This is a genomic window from Vagococcus sp. AM17-17 (genome assembly GCF_003471765.1).
Lineage (GTDB): Bacteria > Bacillota > Bacilli > Lactobacillales > Vagococcaceae > Vagococcus > Vagococcus teuberi.
In genome coordinates this window covers 738491-756530 of the sequence record NZ_QRJY01000001.1, presented here as the reverse complement: position 1 = coordinate 756530, position 18040 = coordinate 738491, and the positions used below count along the sequence as shown (strand labels likewise).

The window sequence follows — 18040 nt, the reverse complement described above, 5'->3', positions numbered from 1 at the left end:
AAGGTCACAGAATAAATAAACTATTGACACGCATTTATGACATATCATAATATATAATACTAAGAGTGAGGTGGTATAATGTACAAAATAAAAAATAGTATAAAAAAATCACTTGAATTCATTAAAGATGGGGTACGTTCGTCTAAAAGTGTTATATTAGCCAACGTCATCATATTATTTATCATAACACCTTTGATGGTCACTTTAACTCGTTTTATATTAAGAATGGGAGATATTCCCTATCTGTCTTATGATACAGTTGGTTTAATTGTGTTTCATCATCCAATTGTTCTATGTTTACTTATTATGATGTTGTTTTTACTAGTGTCTACCATTTATTTTGAGTACACCTTTTTATTGTTGACGATGTATTTTATAAAAAATAAAGTCGCAATTTCGCTACGTCAATTGGCGAGAGAAACAATTGTACAGATGAAAAAATTAAAAGTAAATAATTTTTTATTCTTCTTATGCTACTTTATTCTATTAAGTCCATTGGGGGCTATTAGGTTTCATTCAGATTTGTTATCAAAGTTTAAGATCCCAGTTTTTATCGTTGATTTTATCTTTGAAAATCGTGTCATTTTCGTCGTTCTGTTTATATTAGTATATGTCAGTTTAATTGTGGTCGCGATTCGTTTGATGTTTACATTGCCTTTGATGATTTTAAAAGATTACACTTTTAAAGAAGCAAGTAAAATAAGTTGGCAACAAACTAAAAAACATTTCAAATCAATTGTATTGCAGTTTGTTTTTGTAATAGGAACTATTGCAGTGATAGCATTAATTGTAAATGGTTTAGTGATTGGTATACAAGAGTTAGCCGATACATATTACCAACATCAGAGTTTCTATGTCGCAATTGTCTTATTGACCTTGTTGCAGTTTAATTGGGTAGTTAATCTTGTTTTAACAACGATTGGGATTTTCTTTATTACGATTTCTAATATGGATAAACTAGGCTATTTACCTGATATCAAAGAAATTTTCTCATCAGTTAATCAAACAACTTATAGAAAAATTAGTTGGCCACAAAAAGCGATGTTGACTTTGGGTGGAGTGTGGCTAGTGATCAGTGTTTTATCCTATAATTATTTGTTTTTAACACAGCCAAGTATTCATCGTCCACTAACTATTTCACATCGTGGTGTAGATAATGGCAATCATGTTCAAAATTCTATCGAAGCTCTTGAAATGACGAGTAAAGACACACGTCCTAATTTTATCGAAATGGATGTACAAGAGACTAAAGACAAAGAGTTTATTGTCATGCATGATTTTAAACTCAATCATTTAATCCAACAAAAAGGACGTCCAAATGAGTTTACGTTAAAAGAACTTCAGGAAATGACGGCTAAAGAACATGGAAAAGAAGCGAAACTGGTATCGTTTGATGACTATTTAAAACGAGCGCAAGAACTCGATCAAAAGCTATTAATTGAAATTAAGGCAACGAAACAAGATAGTCCAGATATGATTGATCGATTTATCCAAAAGTACTATTCAATCATTAAAGAAGAAGGCCATGAAATTCAGTCACTGTCATTTGATGTAGTGAAAGAACTAAAAGAGAAAAAACCAGATTTATATGTAGGCTATATCATGCCTTTTACTCTTGCAGGGACACCTGAAGGAGATATGGATTTCTACTCGGTAGAATACACGACACTCACAAAAAACCTCGTTCAAACGATGCACAACCAAGACAAGAAGGTTTATGTTTGGACGCTAAATGATACAGACACCATGAATCGCATGATTTTTTATGGAGTGGATGGCGTGATTACAGATAATATGACGTTGTTAAATAGTGTGTTATCACGAGATATAAAAGCAACGACTTATGCAGATAAACTATTATACTTCTTAATTGGTATGGGGTAATTCATTAGTTTTTAATAAAAAATGGCGTAATAGCCATTTTTTTTATATAATGAAAAGAGAGCTGATGGGAGATGAAGAGAATGACTGTCGTTGTGTTTGATGTGGACGATACATTATATGACCAATTTGTGCCATTTGAGTTGGCCATGACACATAGCTTTCAAGATAAACCCTGGATAAAGGATATGGACTTATCAACTTTGTATTTGTTGTTTCGTCATCATAGTGATGAGATGTTTCCAGCTACTGTTTCTGGAGAATTATCATTAGAAGACATGCGAGTGTATCGTATTCAAAAAGCCTTAAAAGATTTAGGTGTTGAGGCAACAGATAGAAAATGCCAACTATTCCAAGATAGGTATTTCTATGAACAAAATCGAATCACTGTGCATCCAGAGATGGTTGACTTATTATTGATTCTAAAAGAACGCCAAATTTTAACAGGAATCTTGACTAATGGACCGACTAATCATCAACAACTAAAACTAGATCAATTAAATGTATCGACATGGATTGACAGTAACACTCATCATATTTCAGAAAGTATTGGATACAGTAAGCCAGATGCAAAAGCCTTTCAAGTTGTGGCGAACAGCTATCCTGAATCAACTGAGTTTTTATATATTGGGGATTCTTATGACAATGATGTGATTGGTGCAAAAAATGCTGGATGGCAAGTCATTTGGTTAAATAAATACAATAAAAAACTAACACAAGAGATGGTGAAACCAGACGTTGAAGTGACGTCTTATAAAGAACTCGCAGTAAACGTGTTAGATTTATTACAAGAGGAGTAAACACATGAATGTAAATCATGCAGATATCGTTATTAGTGCTGTTCAACCAGAGCAGTACCCGAAAACAAACTTACCAGAAATTGCCCTAGCAGGTCGATCTAATGTAGGTAAATCATCATTTATCAACACATTAGTTAATCGTAAAAATTTAGCAAGAACATCTGGTAAACCAGGAAAAACGCAAACACTTAATTTTTATATTATTGAAGATTGTTTACATTTTGTTGATGTCCCAGGTTATGGTTATGCAAAAGTTTCAAAAACTGAACGAGCTAAATGGGGACAAATGATTGAAACATATTTAACTGAAAGAGAACAGTTGAGAGCAGTTGTGTCACTCATTGATATGCGTCATGCACCATCAGCTGAAGATGTTCAAATGTATGAATTCTTAAAATACTACAATATTCCGGTCATTGTAGTGGCAACAAAATGTGATAAAATTCCAAGAGGTAAATGGAATAAGCATGAGTCAATGATTAAGAAAAAACTTGATTTTGACCCATCAGATGACTTTATTATTTTCTCTTCTGAAACAAAAGAAGGAAAAGATAAAGCGTGGAAAGCCATTGAAAGTTATATGGGTTAAGACTACTTAATACAACGATGAGGTGTGTGCAAACATGTCTCATCTTTTTTATGAAAAAAGTAACATACTTTAAGATAAAATGGTTAATTTTGAGTTTAGAATATTCATAAAATAGTGTATTTGTGTTAGAATTTAAGGGGTTAGATTTGTGAAATTATAAAGATAAATAATAAGTGAGGGAGATAACATGGCGTTAGTAAAAATCGTTTATGCAAGCATGACTGGAAATACAGAAGGAATTTCTGAAATTATAGAAGATCAATTCATCGATGCTGGACTTGAAGTTGAACGTGAAGAATGTACCGATGTTGATCCAGACTTTTTTGAGGATGCAGATATTTGTATCGTCGCAACTTATACATATGGTGATGGGGAATTACCATTTGAGATGGAAGATTTCTTTGAGGACTTAGAAGATGAAGACTTAGAAGATAAATTATTTGGTGTTGTTGGCTCTGGAGACACTGAGTATGGTGAATATTTCTGCCAGTCAGCACGAGATTTTGTGGAACAATTTAAAAAGACTGGTGCAACAGAAGGTGCTGAGATGGTTGAGATTGAAAATGAAGCAGACGGAGAAGATACAGAACGTCTTCAAGCATTTGTTGACCAATTAGTTAGTAAAGTGGAGTAGTCAGGAGCAAGGGTCACACCTTGCTTTTATTTTTAGCATAGAAAAGGATGTAACGACAATGACAGAAAAAATTACCATGGATGGCAACACAGCTGCGGCTTACGTATCTTATGCATTTACTGAATTAGTGGCAGTTTATCCGATAACACCAAGTTCTACAATGGCAGAAGTGGTAGAAAATTGGTCAGTGAAACATCGTAAAAATATTTTTGGTGAACCAGTTAAAGTAGTAAACATGCAATCAGAAGCTGGAGCAGCAGGTGCGGTGCATGGGTCTTTAAAAGCAGGGACATTAACGTCTACCTATACAGCTTCACAAGGGCTTTTACTCATGATACCTAATATGTATAAAATAGCTGGAGAGTTGTTGCCGACGGTGTTTCATGTGGCATCTCGAGCAGTTACAACAAATGCATTAAGTATTTTTGGTGATCATGGAGATGTGATGGCCGCAAGACAAACCGGTTTCTGTATGTTAGCTGAGAGCTCTGTTCAAGAAGTGATGGATTTATCTGCAGTAGCTCACTTAGCTTCACTTGAAGCCAGTTTACCATTTATGAATTTCTTTGATGGATTTAGAACAAGTCATGAAATTCAAAAAATAGATGTGATTCCTTATGACACGTTAGGTGAATTAGTGAATCAAGAAGCATTAACAGCTTTTAGAAAACGTGCGATGAACCCAAATCACCCAAGTGTTTCAGGTTCTGCTCAAAACCCAGATATTCATTTTCAGCAAAGAGAAACAATCAATCAATATTATGACCGAGTGCCAGACATTGTTCAAAAATATATGAATGACATTAATGCGATTCGTGGCACCAATTATGATTTAAGCACCTACTATGGTGATGAAGAAGCAACAGAAATCATTATTTCAATGGGGTCAGTTGCACAAACTGTTAGACAAACAGTTGATTATCTAAATAATCAAGGTCGAAAAGTAGGGCATTTAAATATTCATTTGTATCGTCCGTTTCCAACTGAAAATATTTTACAAAATATTCCAGATACAGTCGAACGAATTGCTGTTTTAGATAGAACTAAAGAACCTGGAGCAGACGGTGAGCCATTATTACTTGATGTTCAAAGTGCGATGTATCGTCATAAAAATCGTCCAATCGTCATTGGTGGACGATATGGATTAGGTTCTAAAGATGTGCCACCTAACCAAATTAAAGCGATTTTTGATCATTTAAGTGGACCGGTGGATAAATTATTGTATCGTTTTACTGTTGGTATCAATGATGATGTCACACATTTGTCATTACCAGTGGGACCATTGCTTGATTTAACACCAAAAGATACTTACCAAGCAAAATTTTGGGGATTTGGATCTGATGGGACGGTTGGTGCTAATAAACAAGCCATTAAAATCATTGGAAATCACACTGACTTGTATGCGCAAGGGTATTTTTCTTATGATTCAAAAAAATCTGGTGGGTTAACGACCTCTTATTTACGTTTTGGAAAAGAACCAATCAATTCCCCTTATTTAATTGAAACAGCAGATTTTATTGGCTGTCATAATGGCTCATACATTCACCAATACGATTTGTTGCGTGGGCTTAAAAAAGGTGGGACATTCCTTTTAAATACAACGTGGGATAAAGAGCGAGTGTTACGCTTGTTACCAAAACGTTTGAAAAAAGAATTAGCTGAAAAAGAAGCAAACTTTTATATCATTGATGCAATGTCTATAGCACAAGAAGTTGGTTTGGGTCGACGTATTAATCAAGTCATGTCGACAGCCTTTTTTGAGTTGAATCAACTGATGCCAAAAAATGAATACATTAAATATTTAAAAGAAGAAGTCGTAGCAAGTTATGGTAAAAAATCGCAAGCAATTGTGGATAAAAACCATGCAGCCATAGATTTGACACTCTCAGATTTGGTGAAAGTAGACATACCTAGTGATTGGTTAGATATTGAAATAGACAAAGCAATAGTTGATATGACAAAACCAAAATATGTCAGAGAAATATTAGAACCTGTTAATGCACAACAAGGTGATTCATTGAGTGTTAAAACACTTATTGATAATAATATGACAGATGGTAGTATACCAATGGGCACAGCCGCTTTTGAAAAACGTGGCATTGCGTTAGAAGTTCCAGAATGGATACCTGAAGCATGTACGATGTGTAATGAGTGTGCGTTTATCTGTCCACATGCCGCAATTCGCCCATTTTTAGCGGACGATGCCGAAATGGAAGAGGCACCTGAAGGGTTTATCGTGCGTGAAATGAAAGGCGCAGATGGCTTGAAATATCGTATTCAAGTGTCATTGGAAGATTGTACGGGTTGTGGATTGTGTGTGGATGTGTGTCCAGCAAAAGAAAAAGCGTTAGTCATGAAACCTTATGATGAGCAAAAAGAAGAAGCAATCAATTGGGCATTTGCTATGACGCTAAAACAAAAAGCAAATCCTGTGAAGAAAAAAGAATCAATAAAAGGGTCTCAATTTGAGCAACCTTTAATGGAATTTTCAGGTGCGTGTTCTGGTTGTGGTGAAACAACTTATATCAAGTTATTAACGCAACTTTATGGTGATCGTATGTTGATGGCAAATGCGACAGGTTGTTCATCTATTTGGGGCGCATCAGCACCAGCAACCCCTTATACAACCAATGCAGATGGACAAGGTCCAGCGTGGAGTAACTCTTTATTTGAAGACAATGCTGAGTTTGGTTTGGGGATGTATCTTGCTAACAAAACACAACGAGATAGTGTCCAACATTTACTAGAAGAAGCGATTGAACAACAAGTTGGAACGGACTCATTAAGAGAGTTGATGGCTGATTGGATTGAACATAAGGACGAAGGAAATGGGTCAAGACAACGGTCAACAAAACTTGAAGCAGCTTTGTTAGAAGAGATGGATGGTGTCGAATTACTCGAAGACATCTATCGTAAAAAAGATTTGTTTGTCAAACCTAGCCAATGGATTATTGGTGGGGATGGTTGGGCATATGATATTGGCTTTGGTGGTATTGATCACTGTTTAGCTAGTGGAGAAGATGTGAATATCTTTATCATGGATAATGAAGTCTACTCAAATACTGGTGGACAAACATCAAAAGCAACGCCAACTGCAGCTATTGCAAAATTCTCATCTGAAGGTAAGAGAACACCGAAAAAAGATTTGGGTTTAATTGCGATGACATATGGTGGAGTATATGTGGCGCAAGTTGCGATAAATGCTAATCCAACACAAGCAATCAAAGCAATAGCAGAAGCCGAAAGTTATCCAGGCCCGTCTCTTATTATAGGTTATGTTCCATGTATTAATCATGGTATTCAAGGTGGAATGAGTCACGCCGTTGAAGTAACCAAACGAGCGGTTGAATCAGGTTACTGGCCATTGTACCGTTATAATCCTGAATTAATAGATAAAGGTAAAGAACCGTTGAAAATAGATTATAAGAAAGCTAATTTTGATAATCTAACAGAATTCTTTAACTATCAAACACGTTTTTCTGCTTTGGAAAATGTGCTAGAAGACGAATCAGAAGTGGCAGCATTGCTCGAAAAATCAGCAGATGATGCTATAGAAAAAGCTCAGACTTACAAAAAATTGTCAGGTAAATAAGTAAAAAGCATAGCAAAACAAGTGAAATCCATTTATATTATGTGTAGACATAGTATAGGTGGATTTTTTTTATCCTAAAAAGGAGTTTCAATATGAATCACAAAATATTTATTGTAGAAGATGATCCGGTTATTAGTCAGGGATTAAAAACACATTTATCTCAATGGGGATATGACTGTGTGGATGTGGATGATTTTGAACATGTACTAGATGAAATATTAGATTGTCAGCCAGATATGGTATTAATGGATATTTCATTGCCATATTACAATGGCTTTTATTGGTGTGAACAAATACGACAGATTTCAGAAATTCCGATTATATTCCTCTCATCAGCCAGTGATAATATGAATATGATCATGGCAATGAATATGGGAGCCGATGATTTTATAGCCAAACCATTTGATTTTTCTGTTTTAGTCGCAAAAATTCAAGCATTGCTTAGACGAAGTTATCAGTTTGGAAATGTGATGTCTTATCAAAATGGTGCGTATCAATTATTATTTCAAGATAATCGAGTAAAATATAAGAATGAGGTGGTTGATATATCGCCGACAGAGTGTAAAATTTTATCTTTATTATTTCAATATAAAAATCAAGTCGTGACTAAAGAGATGATGATGGAAAAACTTTGGGAGGGCGATGACTTTATAGATAGCAATACACTCTCAGTCAATATGACCCGTCTAAGAAAGAAACTATCTGTGATTCAACTTGATGACCATATTCAAACAGTAAAAGGGAAAGGCTACTTGTTAGATGGGTTAGATAGATGACACAGTTTTTAAAACATTATATTAAAGAAAAATGGGTTATTTATGCATTGTTTGTTATGATGAGTGGCATGTTTTTGGCGACGTTCTTTTTATATGACTTAACCTTAACTCCTTTTATGGATGGGTTATTATTTGTGTTTTTTATTTTAGTGATTTGGTCATTAGTTGATATGAGAAAAATGTATAAAGAACATAGTATGTTGCAAGACATCATCGAACAAGGATCAGTCGATAATGTGTTGTATCAGCAACTTGATATAGGTGACGATATGCTAAACAAAGATTATCAAGCATTGTTGAAAAAAGTGAGTGCCACAAACCAACATTTAGAGCATCAGTTAGTCAAAGAACAGCAATTACTATTGGATTATTATGCTATGTGGAGTCACCAGATAAAGACACCTCTAGCGGCTTTACAAGTTTTAATCGAAATAGAACCAGAGTCAACGACCAAAATAAAAAATGAAATTTCAACGATTGATGGATACTTGTCCATGATGCTTCATTATTTAAAAATGACGAATTTAGAAGATGATTTAGTTCTAAAAAAAGTAGAACTCTCAAGTGTCGTCAAAAAAGTAATCAAAAAATACCGCATGTTCTTTATACAAAAAGATTTGAGTGTTGAGTTGGTTCCATTTGAAAAAGAGGTTGTCACAGACGAAAAGTGGTTATTGTTTGTTTTAGAGCAATTAATCTTTAACAGTATCAAATATACGAAAATCGGTGGAATAAAAATTGAGATGATAAATGACACACTGACTATCACGGACAGTGGTATTGGCATTTTATCGCAAGATTTACCACGAATATTTGAATCAGGTTATACAGGATTTAATGGCCGAGGACACCAAAAAGCAACAGGGTTAGGACTTCATATGAGTCAAAATATCGCAAATCACCTAGGGATAACCTTAGAAATATCATCAGAAATAGGAAAAGGAACCGTGGTCGGTATGACTTTTTTACAGTTTGAAAACATGTATGATTAGCCAAACTTACTAAGTTGTAAGTTTGGTTTTTTATCTGTAAGTGTGCATGTGTGACGATGTTTTGTATGATAGATTTATCAAGTAACCAAGAAAAAAGGAGAACATAGATGAAAATTTTAGAAGTCAATAATGTCAAAAAAACATATCATACACGCTTAGGTGGAGCAAAAGTAGAGGCTTTAAAACAAATCAACTTTTCAGTGGAAGCTGGTGAGTATGTTGCCATAATGGGAGAATCTGGTTCAGGTAAAAGCACTTTACTAAATCTATTAGCAACACTAGATACACCTACTTCAGGTGATATTTTATTAAATGGAAAAAACATGAATGAAATCAAGGAAAAAGAAGCGGCAGCTTTTAGACGCGAGCATTTAGGATTTGTATTCCAACAGTTTAATTTGCTGGATACTTTTTCGGTTCAGGACAATATTTTATTGCCATTAGTGTTAGCTAAAACACCGCTTGAAGAGATGATGTCTAGATTAGATAAGCTAGCACCACAACTTGGGTTGAATAAATTGTTAGAAAAATATCCTTATGAATTATCTGGAGGTCAACAACAACGTGTGGCTGTTGCAAGAGCATTGATTACACAACCAGATATTTTATTTGCAGATGAGCCGACCGGAGCTCTTGATTCAAAAACATCGACTCAATTATTATCGTTATTCCAAGAAGTCAATAAACAAGGCCAAACGATCGTTATGGTGACACACAGTGTGGTAGCCGCAAGCCATGCGAACAGAGTATTGTTTATCAAAGACGGCCAAGTGTTTAATCAAATATACCGTGGCTTACAAAACAATGATGATTTTTTAAATCAAATCTCTGAAACGATGACAGTTTTGTTAACAGGGGAGGCGTAAGATGTTTTATTTAAAATTAGCCTTAACTAACTTAAAGAAAAATCAGCGAGCGTATGCCCCATTTATCTTGTCGATGATTTTTTTGGTCAACGTAAATGTAATTATGCAAATTTTGTTAAAAAATGATGGAATGAATTCTTTACCAGGAGCAGATTCAGCAAAATCATTGTTTGGTTTTGGATCAATCGTCATCTTAATCTTTACAACTATTTTTTCATTGTACACTAATAGTTTTTTACTCAAACAACGAAAAAAAGAATTAGGATTATACAATATATTAGGGATGGGAAAACGTGAACTTGGCAAGATTTTATTTATCGAGACTATATTAGTGTCATCGTTTTCAATAGTAGTAGGATTATTTACGGGGATTATTTTCTCAAAATTATCGTTTCTAATTTTGAAAAAAATGACAGGATTTGGTGAAGGGTTTACTTACAGTTTAAATGTCATGAGCTTAGGTTATGTGGTAGTATTTTTTATTGGTATATTCTTATTACTTTATGTGATTAATATGATTCAGTTAAAACTAGTCAATCCTATAGAGTTATTAAAAGGCACTCAAATAGGGGAAAAAGAACCCAAAGTAAAATGGTTAACAGGTATATCAGGCATTGTCTGTATTGGTGCTGGATACTATATGTCAGTGACTATCGAGTCCCCTTTGAAAGCAATTAGCTTATTTTTTATTGCGATTTTACTCGTGATTTTTGGAACGTATGCCTTATTTATGGCAAGTAGCATCATGATTTTAAAATGGTTGAAACGTCGTAAGAAATATTATTATCAACCAACACATTTCATCGCGATTTCAAATATGATGTATCGAATGAAACAAAATGCGGTCGGACTTGCTAGTATCAGTATTTTAAGTACAATGGTACTAGTAACACTTAGCACAACAGGTAGTCTATTTTTCGGAATGGATAATGTCATAAAAAATCGTAATCCATATGATATGAGTCTTATGGTGCCACAAGACAAAGTAAAAGAAGTGGAAACACTATTTAAGTCAGAGGCTAAGAAATATGATGTTAGATTAAAAGAAGTTGATCATGCAGATTTATCTGATGGATTAATGGTAATTAAAGACAATAATAATTATAAGTTGTTATCTAAAGACACTAAAAATTTAAATGATTTTAGTAAAGCAGAATTATTAAACTTTATGACAGAAGATGCGTACAATCGTTTGGAAAAAACTAATTTAAAACTGTCAGATGATGAAATTGCTTTGTATAGTATGAATGGTAAATTTGAAGGGAATTCGGCGTCATTTGGGAACAAATCATTTAAGATAAAACAAATTATTGATAACATCACATTTATTCCAAGAGTGAGTGGTATTTCAAATATGCTGTTTGTTGTCGTGTCAAATCAAAACGTGATGGAAGATACGCTCAAGGCTTTGGCACCAAATGACTATACAAATTATTCGGAAATGTCTCCAACCGTTTATGCTAATGTTAGTGGAGACAGTAATAAACAGTTAGTTTATGCTAAAGAGATGAAGAGTCAGCTAAAAGCAATGGGGATGACTGATAGTTTTTCTTCAGCAGCGATTGATAGAGAAGAATTACAAGCATTTACAGGTGGCTTTTTATTCTTAGGCATGATTTTAGGGCTAAGTTTTACCTTGGCAACAGGGTTAATCATTTATTACAAACAAATATCAGAAGGTATGCAGGATGAACATCGTTATGATATTATGCAAAAAGTTGGAATGAGTCATCAAGAAGTGAAACAAAGTATTAGAGGACAAATCATTATGGTATTCTTTTTCCCGATTATCCTTGCGACACTTCACTTAGCTTTTGCGTTTCCTTTGATGAGTAATTTACTGATGTTATTTGGATTGAGTGATAAAGTATTATTTATGATAATTTGTATCATTATGGTAGTAATCTTTTTACTAATTTACCTTGTGATGTATGCTCAAACATCTAAAGTGTATTATCGATTAGTGGAGAGAAAAGTGGTATAAGAAAAAACTGTCGTGCGGAAATAAACTGTTACGGCAGTTTTTTTATTTCGCCGATTGTAAAATGAAAAAGGGACATTTTTACCTAAGTATATTTACAGGATAATTTTTCTAAACTCATGGCGTTGATTACTTATGGAATCATGTTGAGAGAATAAAGTAAAACGTAGAAAACTGATAAATAGAAAGTTATGACTTGGAAATATTATGAGGAAGAAAATGATTATATTGATCCTAAAGGTATTAGAGTTTCTTTCAATAATTATCGAAAAAAACTGATAAAGAAGGATTTATAAGGGATTTTAAAGAATATGTAGCAGAAAGAAATGATAATAACAATCAAGTTATAAAGCCTGTACTAACGCCAAAAGGATATGTTAGAAAAATAAAGGTTAATCATTCTTGGGAATATTTTAAAGAAAAAAAGAACAACTTCATCTCCTTAAACTAGTAAGGTTTATAGTCAAAGAAAAATTGATGTTGAATCAGTTTTTTGATGGATAAAGGCTTCTTTAAATTCCACACGTTATCATGCCCGTGGTTTGGAGAAGGTATGAAAAGAAATTGTGCTACTAATAATGGCTTTAAATATAAGAAAATTAGAGATAATAATGAGGAAAATGGAAGATGTACTATATCAAAAAGACATCAAAAATGAAATATCGAATAGATTAATACTTTTGATGTCTTTTATTCATTATTTCAGAGACTTATGTCACAGCCCCTTATTTAGTCTAATGATGTATCAGCAGGGATATTTTTCTCCATAGAATCTATTTCTTCTTCTAAAGAGGCAACTTCTCTTTTTTTTATAGCAAGTTGTTCTTTCTTTTCCTCAAGTGTTTCTTCTTTGTCTTCCAAAGGTGATTTAATCAAGTAGTTCCAGAGAATCGCAAATAGCGTGCCTATGAACGTATCAATAACACGGTCAATCGCGTAGGTAAAAGAACTTGTTTTAGGAATCGAAAAACATAAAAATAAAAGAGTGGCAACACCACCAATAATGCCTTTTTCATTTTTTAAACGAATGGAAATGGTGATAGTGACTAAGACAAAAAATGGGACTAAAAAGATTTCACCGATTGATTGATTTGGTAAGTTTAACAGACAGAGGTAGTATAAAATTCCCGAAATACCACCAATTGTATTTCCTAAAATTCTTGATTTTCCAAAGCTCATAGTGGTAGACATGTCTTCTCTTAAAGCAAATACAGCTGCAAGTGTCGCAACCATAGGAGACCCTCGATGCGTAATATGAAAAAAGATAATACAACACATGACGGCAATCGCAGTTTTTAATGTTCGTAGACCTATTCGATATTTTCCAATAACCATTTTGACGACCATTCTCCTAGTTTATTTATGATTTGATGGAGCTGATTTTTGATAGTCATTAATCAAATCTGTTGTGTAAGAAATATTTTGCAGAGTTTCATTGGTTACGAGTAATGTCGCACCATTTGCTCTATCAATAGCTGAGAATAAGGCATCTGCCGTATCAACAGTGACATCATTATATAACTCTTTTTCTTGTGAAAGACTTGATTCTAGGTATAATTGTAAAGACTCGATGTTGTTGATTATAATATCAACGCTACTTTGTATGGCAACAAGTTTTGTATTATCCACATCAACTGCCTTTTTTGAAATAATCGCTTTTAGTTCTTTATTGTAAGACTTAATCAACTTATTATCTTTTTTCAAAGTAGAGAGTATTTCCTCACGCTCGTCATAACTTTTATTTAAGCTACTCATGTCGTTGCCTAAGATGTCTGTTAGATTTTTTTCATGAATCTCTTTGTCATAAGTTGTAGAGAAGTGCTCGATAAGTGTATTTAAAGAGGAAATAGTTTGCTTTTCTTCTTTCAGTTGATGATTGATATTCTCCGTAACGGTCACGGATTGGTCTAACTCTTGTGTAATACCACACGCACTTAAAGTGAACACAAACACAGATAATAACAAAAATGATTTAATACGCGACATAATTTATCCCTCCTTGATATACCCTTTATGATAAACGAAAGAGACAGAATTTTCTAGTATTTGACGAGAAACAAATTTTGACATTAAATAGAGTAAGAACAAAGTGTGAAAAGAGGATGACAATGAAAATAGGATTACGCACAGTAAAAACGGCTGTCACAGCATCAATTGGCATATGGTTAGCAACTATTTTAGGATTTAAATATGCCTCAACAGCAGGAGTTGTCGCAATTTTAAGTGTAACAAATACGAAACGATCGTCTGTAAAAATTGGGGTGGGCCGTATATTAGCATTTATACTAGCAACAATCATGGCCTATTTTTGGTACCATGTGATAGGATATACCCCGCTTGCTTATTGCCTCTTATTACTTTTTTACATTCCTGTTGCAGGTAAGTGGAAAATGCCAGAAATTGTTCCGATTAACTCAGTATTGATGACACATTTTTTAAATGAAAAATCCATGGCACCTTGGCTTATATTAAATGCATTTGGATTATTATTAATTGGGATTACGTTGGCACTTATTGCAAATTTACATATGCCTAGTGTGAAAGAAGACATCGAAGAAAATAAACAAGTTGTTGATCAAACCATTCAAAAATTACTGCGTCAATTTTCGGAACTATTATATCGAAAAGATGTAGCAAATGAATGTAATGCTTTACTTGAAGGATTATCAAAATCAATTAAACAAGGAAGACAACTATCAAAACGTCACATGGAAAATCAATTATTATCTCAAGACGAGTATTATTTAAGTTACTTTAATATGAGATTAAGACAATTCGAAACACTTGAAGATATGAATGAACTAATAAAACAAATTGATGTTGATAAAGATGTGGCTGAGAGTGTGGAGACTTTATTAATTAATATTGCAGACACTTATGCCGAAGACAATGATGGTTTGGCTTTAAAAGAAGAAGTATTAGAAGTATTTCAAATGTATGAAACTAAACCATTACCAACATCACGTTCAGAATTTGAAAATCGTGCTAAATTGTATCAATTGTTGTTACAAGTCCAAACTTTTATAGATATTAAAGTGAACTTTAGTCGAATACATGAAAAAATGTTGTAGTTTTTTTTAACTTATATCATCAGGTAGTGTATTTAATTCAAAAGTCTATCTAAATATAGTAAAATGATATAAGATATCATTTTACTTATTGATTTAATGTAGAAAAGAGGATGACGTATTATGCATAAAGCAATGGTTAATATTATGTTAGACCGTATAAAAGATCAATTTATTAGTGAAGAGGTGTTTTGTAAAAATATTTTAGAATTACCTGTGTCTATGTGGATGGATTGGAAAAAAGGACTAGTTCAGTTACCAAATGATAAAATGCAAAAGATAAAAAATCTATTTTCCGATTATGAATGGATGCTACTTCATAAAATTGTTAGTCAGACGATTATGTTTCCAGAAAAAAGAAATTATGCAAGTGTCGAATACAAACGATTAAAAACAGTTATTGCAAATACATGGATAAAATCAGGTTTAGCTAATGTCGAGTTGATTACCCAACAACGTTTTAGTAATCAAGAGTTGCTAAATGCACCACAAAAACATGTGGTGGTATTACGTGTTGTGATGAATTATGGTGAATGGGGTTATGATGATATTTTAGAATTCTTCATGCCAGGAATTGTCCAACAACAAATTGAAGAATCTAAAATTGATTTATTAGAATGGTTAGATGAAAATTTAACAGATACTTACGCTGAAGAAAATACTGAAGATAAAGGGAATGATTAGTCACTATGGCTAAAAAAGTATTTGTTGGGATTATAGGTTGTTTTATTGTGCTTGGAATATGGTTTAAAGTTGGGTCAAACCAAGAAGCAGTCGAAAAAACAGAAGAAAGCTCAACAAAACAAACGACAAAAATTAAGACAGATAATATTTATCCAGGTAACGCGTCAGATTGGAATTTAATCTTAGTAAACAAAGATAATAAAATTGAAAAAGAACCAACCAACTTAAAAGAATTACCTAATGGAAAGAAAATTGATAGTAGAATTTATGATGCATTTAATAACATGGTAGATGCTGCGAATAAAAAAGGTTTCAAATTAATTGTGATTTCTGGCTATCGATCTGTTGCTGAACAAACAGCTATCGTGCAACGAGATATAGAGACATATAAATCTCAAGGGTTATCTGATAAGGAAGCGAAAAAGCAGGCAATGGCTTACTTAACAGAGCCTGGGTTAAGTGAGCATCACACAGGTTTAGCTATTGATATTTTAGAACAAGAATGGTACAACCAAGGTAATATGTTAGAAGGAGCGTTTGGTGACACTCCAGCTGGAAAATGGATTGAAGAAAATGCTAGTGAGTACGGCTTTATTGTACGATATGAACATGACAAAGAAGATATAACCGGTATTAATTATGAGCCTTGGCACATTCGATATGTCGGTAAAGCTAATGCGTTATACATGAAAGAACATAATTTGTCACTAGAAGAATATGTAGAAATGATTAAGAGTAGGTAATTTATGGCAAAAAAATACGCAAGAAGGAAAAAAACTCGATATAAATTAACCTTACCTATATTGGTAGGTGCGTTGCTTTTAATGGTAAGTATGGTTGTCTTTTTATTAAGTTTAAGAGGATTAACTAGTCCCACACAGACCATTCAGTCTGAAGAAACAAATACAACAAACAAGCAGGATTTTATCGATGAGATTGTACCAGTAGCTAAAGAAATGCAAACCAGTCATGGGATTATGCCAAGTATTATTTTGGCTCAAGCCATTCTAGAATCTGATTGGGGGACAAGTGAATTGAGTGCGAAATATAATAATTTATTTGGTATTAAATCATTTAGTCCCAATGATCATTCTATCAAGCTTGAAACCAAAGAGTACAAAGATGGTAAGTGGGAAACTATTAAGGCTAATTTTAAAGTATATGCTAGTTGGTCTGATTGCATTAGAGATCATACTTTGTTATTTGTTCAGGGAGTTGACTGGGATCCTTATTTATATCAAGGTGTTCTTTTAGCAGATGATTATCAAACAGCAGCCAAAGCCTTACAAGTGGCAGGGTATGCAACTGACCCGGGTTACGCTGATAAGTTGGTATCACTTATTAAACAGTATCAATTAGATCAATATGATCATTAAAGTTGGGCTTTAATAATTTATATTAAAGTTTAGTTTATTTTGGAGGAGAAAAAGAAATGCATCGAGAAAAAGGAATTGCACCTGAAATTGTGACAAATTTACGAAAAGATTTAATTCACGTGCCAAATATTATTCGGAATTGCTCAGGTATTAAAATATATGGCAAACGTATAAAATCTATTTGTTATTCAACTGATATTGCTATTATTAGGAATATTGATGCTGATGCAGTGATTGCAGTATACCCATTTACTCCCCATCCCACTATAACAAAAGCGATCATTGAATCAGCTGACGTGCCAGTTTTTTCTGGAGTTGGTGGTGGGTTAACACAAGGAAATCGTTCAGTAAATATGAGTATGTTTGCGGAGGCAAATGGATCAATTGGCGTGGTTGTCAATGCTCCCACACCTAAAGAAACAATATATGATATCTCACAAACTATTGATATACCTATTATTGGAACCGTCACATCAGAATTTACCGATATAGATGAAAAAATTGCAGCAGGCGTTCAAATATTAAATGTGAGTGGTGGAAAACACACAGCTCATATTGTTCGTACTATTCGTGAGAGATACCCACTATTTCCAATAATGGCGACAGGGGGACCAACAGAAGAGTCAATTATGGAGACCATTGATGCTGGAGCGAATGCGATTACCTACACGCCTCCTTCAAACGGAACACTATTTAGTAAGAAAATGCAGAACTATCGTGCAGTTGAGAAAGAAGAACATCATATTGAATAATATTTTTATCATTCAAAGGAAAATCTGCATAAATAAATATTTACATTTA

At 33.6% G+C, this 18040-nt stretch carries 16 protein-coding genes; 14 read left to right on the top strand and 2 right to left on the bottom strand.

Translation table 11 applies throughout. The features are described from left to right. Positions 1–78 precede the first annotated feature (78 nt). The 9 genes from DW196_RS03635 to DW196_RS03595 all read left to right on the top strand — a co-directional run bounded on the left by DW196_RS03635 (position 79) and on the right by DW196_RS03595 (position 12114). Positions 79–1884: a glycerophosphoryl diester phosphodiesterase membrane domain-containing protein gene (locus tag DW196_RS03635; protein WP_071457389.1), complete on the top strand. Its 1806-nt coding sequence runs from the start codon at positions 79–81 to the stop codon at positions 1882–1884. 80 nt (positions 1885–1964) lie between these two features. Beyond that, positions 1965–2681, top strand: a complete 717-nt coding sequence (locus tag DW196_RS03630; protein ID WP_071457388.1) for an HAD family hydrolase — start codon at positions 1965–1967, stop codon at positions 2679–2681. Positions 2682–2685: 4 nt separating this feature from the next. Continuing rightward, positions 2686–3270: a ribosome biogenesis GTP-binding protein YihA/YsxC gene (gene yihA / locus DW196_RS03625; protein WP_118250150.1), complete on the top strand. Its 585-nt coding sequence runs from the start codon at positions 2686–2688 to the stop codon at positions 3268–3270. Between the two features lie 187 nt (positions 3271–3457). Then, complete coding sequence (locus DW196_RS03620; RefSeq protein WP_071457386.1) at positions 3458–3904, top strand: flavodoxin; 447 nt, start codon at positions 3458–3460, stop codon at positions 3902–3904. 58 nt (positions 3905–3962) lie between these two features. After that, a complete protein-coding gene (gene nifJ, locus DW196_RS03615) occupies positions 3963–7496 on the top strand; it encodes a pyruvate:ferredoxin (flavodoxin) oxidoreductase (protein WP_187363568.1) in 3534 nt (1177 codons plus the stop codon). Between the two features lie 92 nt (positions 7497–7588). Then, a complete protein-coding gene (locus tag DW196_RS03610) occupies positions 7589–8272 on the top strand; it encodes a response regulator transcription factor (RefSeq protein WP_118250148.1) in 684 nt (227 codons plus the stop codon). Further along, entirely contained in the window at positions 8269–9264 is a 996-nt protein-coding gene (locus tag DW196_RS03605) for a HAMP domain-containing sensor histidine kinase (RefSeq protein WP_118250146.1), read from the top strand. Before DW196_RS03610 ends, DW196_RS03605 begins: the two co-directional genes overlap by 4 nt. Positions 9265–9371: 107 nt before the next feature. Further along, positions 9372–10130, top strand: a complete 759-nt coding sequence (locus DW196_RS03600; RefSeq protein WP_118250144.1) for an ABC transporter ATP-binding protein — start codon at positions 9372–9374, stop codon at positions 10128–10130. 1 nt (position 10131) lies between these two features. After that, positions 10132–12114, top strand: coding sequence for an ABC transporter permease (locus tag DW196_RS03595; protein WP_118250142.1), 1983 nt, complete (start codon positions 10132–10134; stop codon positions 12112–12114). Positions 12115–12840: 726 nt separating this feature from the next. Here DW196_RS03595 and DW196_RS03590 read toward each other — a convergent pair. Both DW196_RS03590 and DW196_RS03585 read right to left on the bottom strand, forming a co-directional pair. Then, positions 12841–13458 (bottom strand): aromatic acid exporter family protein, encoded by a 618-nt coding sequence (locus DW196_RS03590; RefSeq protein ID WP_233541903.1) that lies wholly within the window; start codon positions 13456–13458, stop codon positions 12841–12843. Positions 13459–13467: 9 nt separating this feature from the next. Further along, positions 13468–14097 (bottom strand): lipoprotein, encoded by a 630-nt coding sequence (locus DW196_RS03585; RefSeq protein ID WP_071457379.1) that lies wholly within the window; start codon positions 14095–14097, stop codon positions 13468–13470. A 122-nt stretch (positions 14098–14219) separates the two neighbouring features. On the opposite strand from DW196_RS03585, the gene DW196_RS03580 reads away from it, so the two are divergent. The 5 genes from DW196_RS03580 to DW196_RS03560 all read left to right on the top strand — a co-directional run bounded on the left by DW196_RS03580 (position 14220) and on the right by DW196_RS03560 (position 17991). Beyond that, entirely contained in the window at positions 14220–15182 is a 963-nt protein-coding gene (locus tag DW196_RS03580; RefSeq protein ID WP_071457378.1) for an aromatic acid exporter family protein, read from the top strand. A gap of 120 nt (positions 15183–15302) precedes the next feature. Then, on the top strand, positions 15303–15863 hold the full coding sequence (locus tag DW196_RS03575) for a hypothetical protein (protein WP_071457377.1): 561 nt from the start codon (positions 15303–15305) through the stop codon (positions 15861–15863). A 5-nt stretch (positions 15864–15868) separates the two neighbouring features. Then, a complete protein-coding gene (locus DW196_RS03570; protein WP_118250140.1) occupies positions 15869–16606 on the top strand; it encodes a D-alanyl-D-alanine carboxypeptidase family protein in 738 nt (245 codons plus the stop codon). A 3-nt stretch (positions 16607–16609) separates the two neighbouring features. Continuing rightward, positions 16610–17239, top strand: coding sequence for a glycoside hydrolase family 73 protein (locus DW196_RS03565; RefSeq protein WP_118250138.1), 630 nt, complete (start codon positions 16610–16612; stop codon positions 17237–17239). A 56-nt stretch (positions 17240–17295) separates the two neighbouring features. Then, a complete protein-coding gene (locus DW196_RS03560; RefSeq protein WP_071457374.1) occupies positions 17296–17991 on the top strand; it encodes a hydrolase in 696 nt (231 codons plus the stop codon). Positions 17992–18040: the final 49 nt, after the last annotated feature.

Excerpts from the sequence above, each read along its gene's own strand:
- DW196_RS03635 (WP_071457389.1), top strand. The coding sequence starts at position 79 with ATGTACAAAATAAAAAATAGTATAAAAAAATCACTTGAATTCATTAAA.
- DW196_RS03630 (WP_071457388.1), top strand. The coding sequence starts at position 1,965 with ATGACTGTCGTTGTGTTTGATGTGGACGATACATTATATGACCAATTT.
- yihA (WP_118250150.1), top strand. The coding sequence starts at position 2,686 with ATGAATGTAAATCATGCAGATATCGTTATTAGTGCTGTTCAACCAGAG.
- DW196_RS03620 (WP_071457386.1), top strand. The coding sequence starts at position 3,458 with ATGGCGTTAGTAAAAATCGTTTATGCAAGCATGACTGGAAATACAGAA.
- nifJ (WP_187363568.1), top strand. The coding sequence starts at position 3,963 with ATGACAGAAAAAATTACCATGGATGGCAACACAGCTGCGGCTTACGTA.
- DW196_RS03610 (WP_118250148.1), top strand. The coding sequence starts at position 7,589 with ATGAATCACAAAATATTTATTGTAGAAGATGATCCGGTTATTAGTCAG.
- DW196_RS03605 (WP_118250146.1), top strand. The coding sequence starts at position 8,269 with ATGACACAGTTTTTAAAACATTATATTAAAGAAAAATGGGTTATTTAT.
- DW196_RS03600 (WP_118250144.1), top strand. The coding sequence starts at position 9,372 with ATGAAAATTTTAGAAGTCAATAATGTCAAAAAAACATATCATACACGC.
- DW196_RS03595 (WP_118250142.1), top strand. The coding sequence starts at position 10,132 with ATGTTTTATTTAAAATTAGCCTTAACTAACTTAAAGAAAAATCAGCGA.
- DW196_RS03590 (WP_233541903.1), bottom strand. The coding sequence starts at position 13,458 with ATGGTCGTCAAAATGGTTATTGGAAAATATCGAATAGGTCTACGAACA.
- DW196_RS03585 (WP_071457379.1), bottom strand. The coding sequence starts at position 14,097 with ATGTCGCGTATTAAATCATTTTTGTTATTATCTGTGTTTGTGTTCACT.
- DW196_RS03580 (WP_071457378.1), top strand. The coding sequence starts at position 14,220 with ATGAAAATAGGATTACGCACAGTAAAAACGGCTGTCACAGCATCAATT.
- DW196_RS03575 (WP_071457377.1), top strand. The coding sequence starts at position 15,303 with ATGCATAAAGCAATGGTTAATATTATGTTAGACCGTATAAAAGATCAA.
- DW196_RS03570 (WP_118250140.1), top strand. The coding sequence starts at position 15,869 with ATGGCTAAAAAAGTATTTGTTGGGATTATAGGTTGTTTTATTGTGCTT.
- DW196_RS03565 (WP_118250138.1), top strand. The coding sequence starts at position 16,610 with ATGGCAAAAAAATACGCAAGAAGGAAAAAAACTCGATATAAATTAACC.
- DW196_RS03560 (WP_071457374.1), top strand. The coding sequence starts at position 17,296 with ATGCATCGAGAAAAAGGAATTGCACCTGAAATTGTGACAAATTTACGA.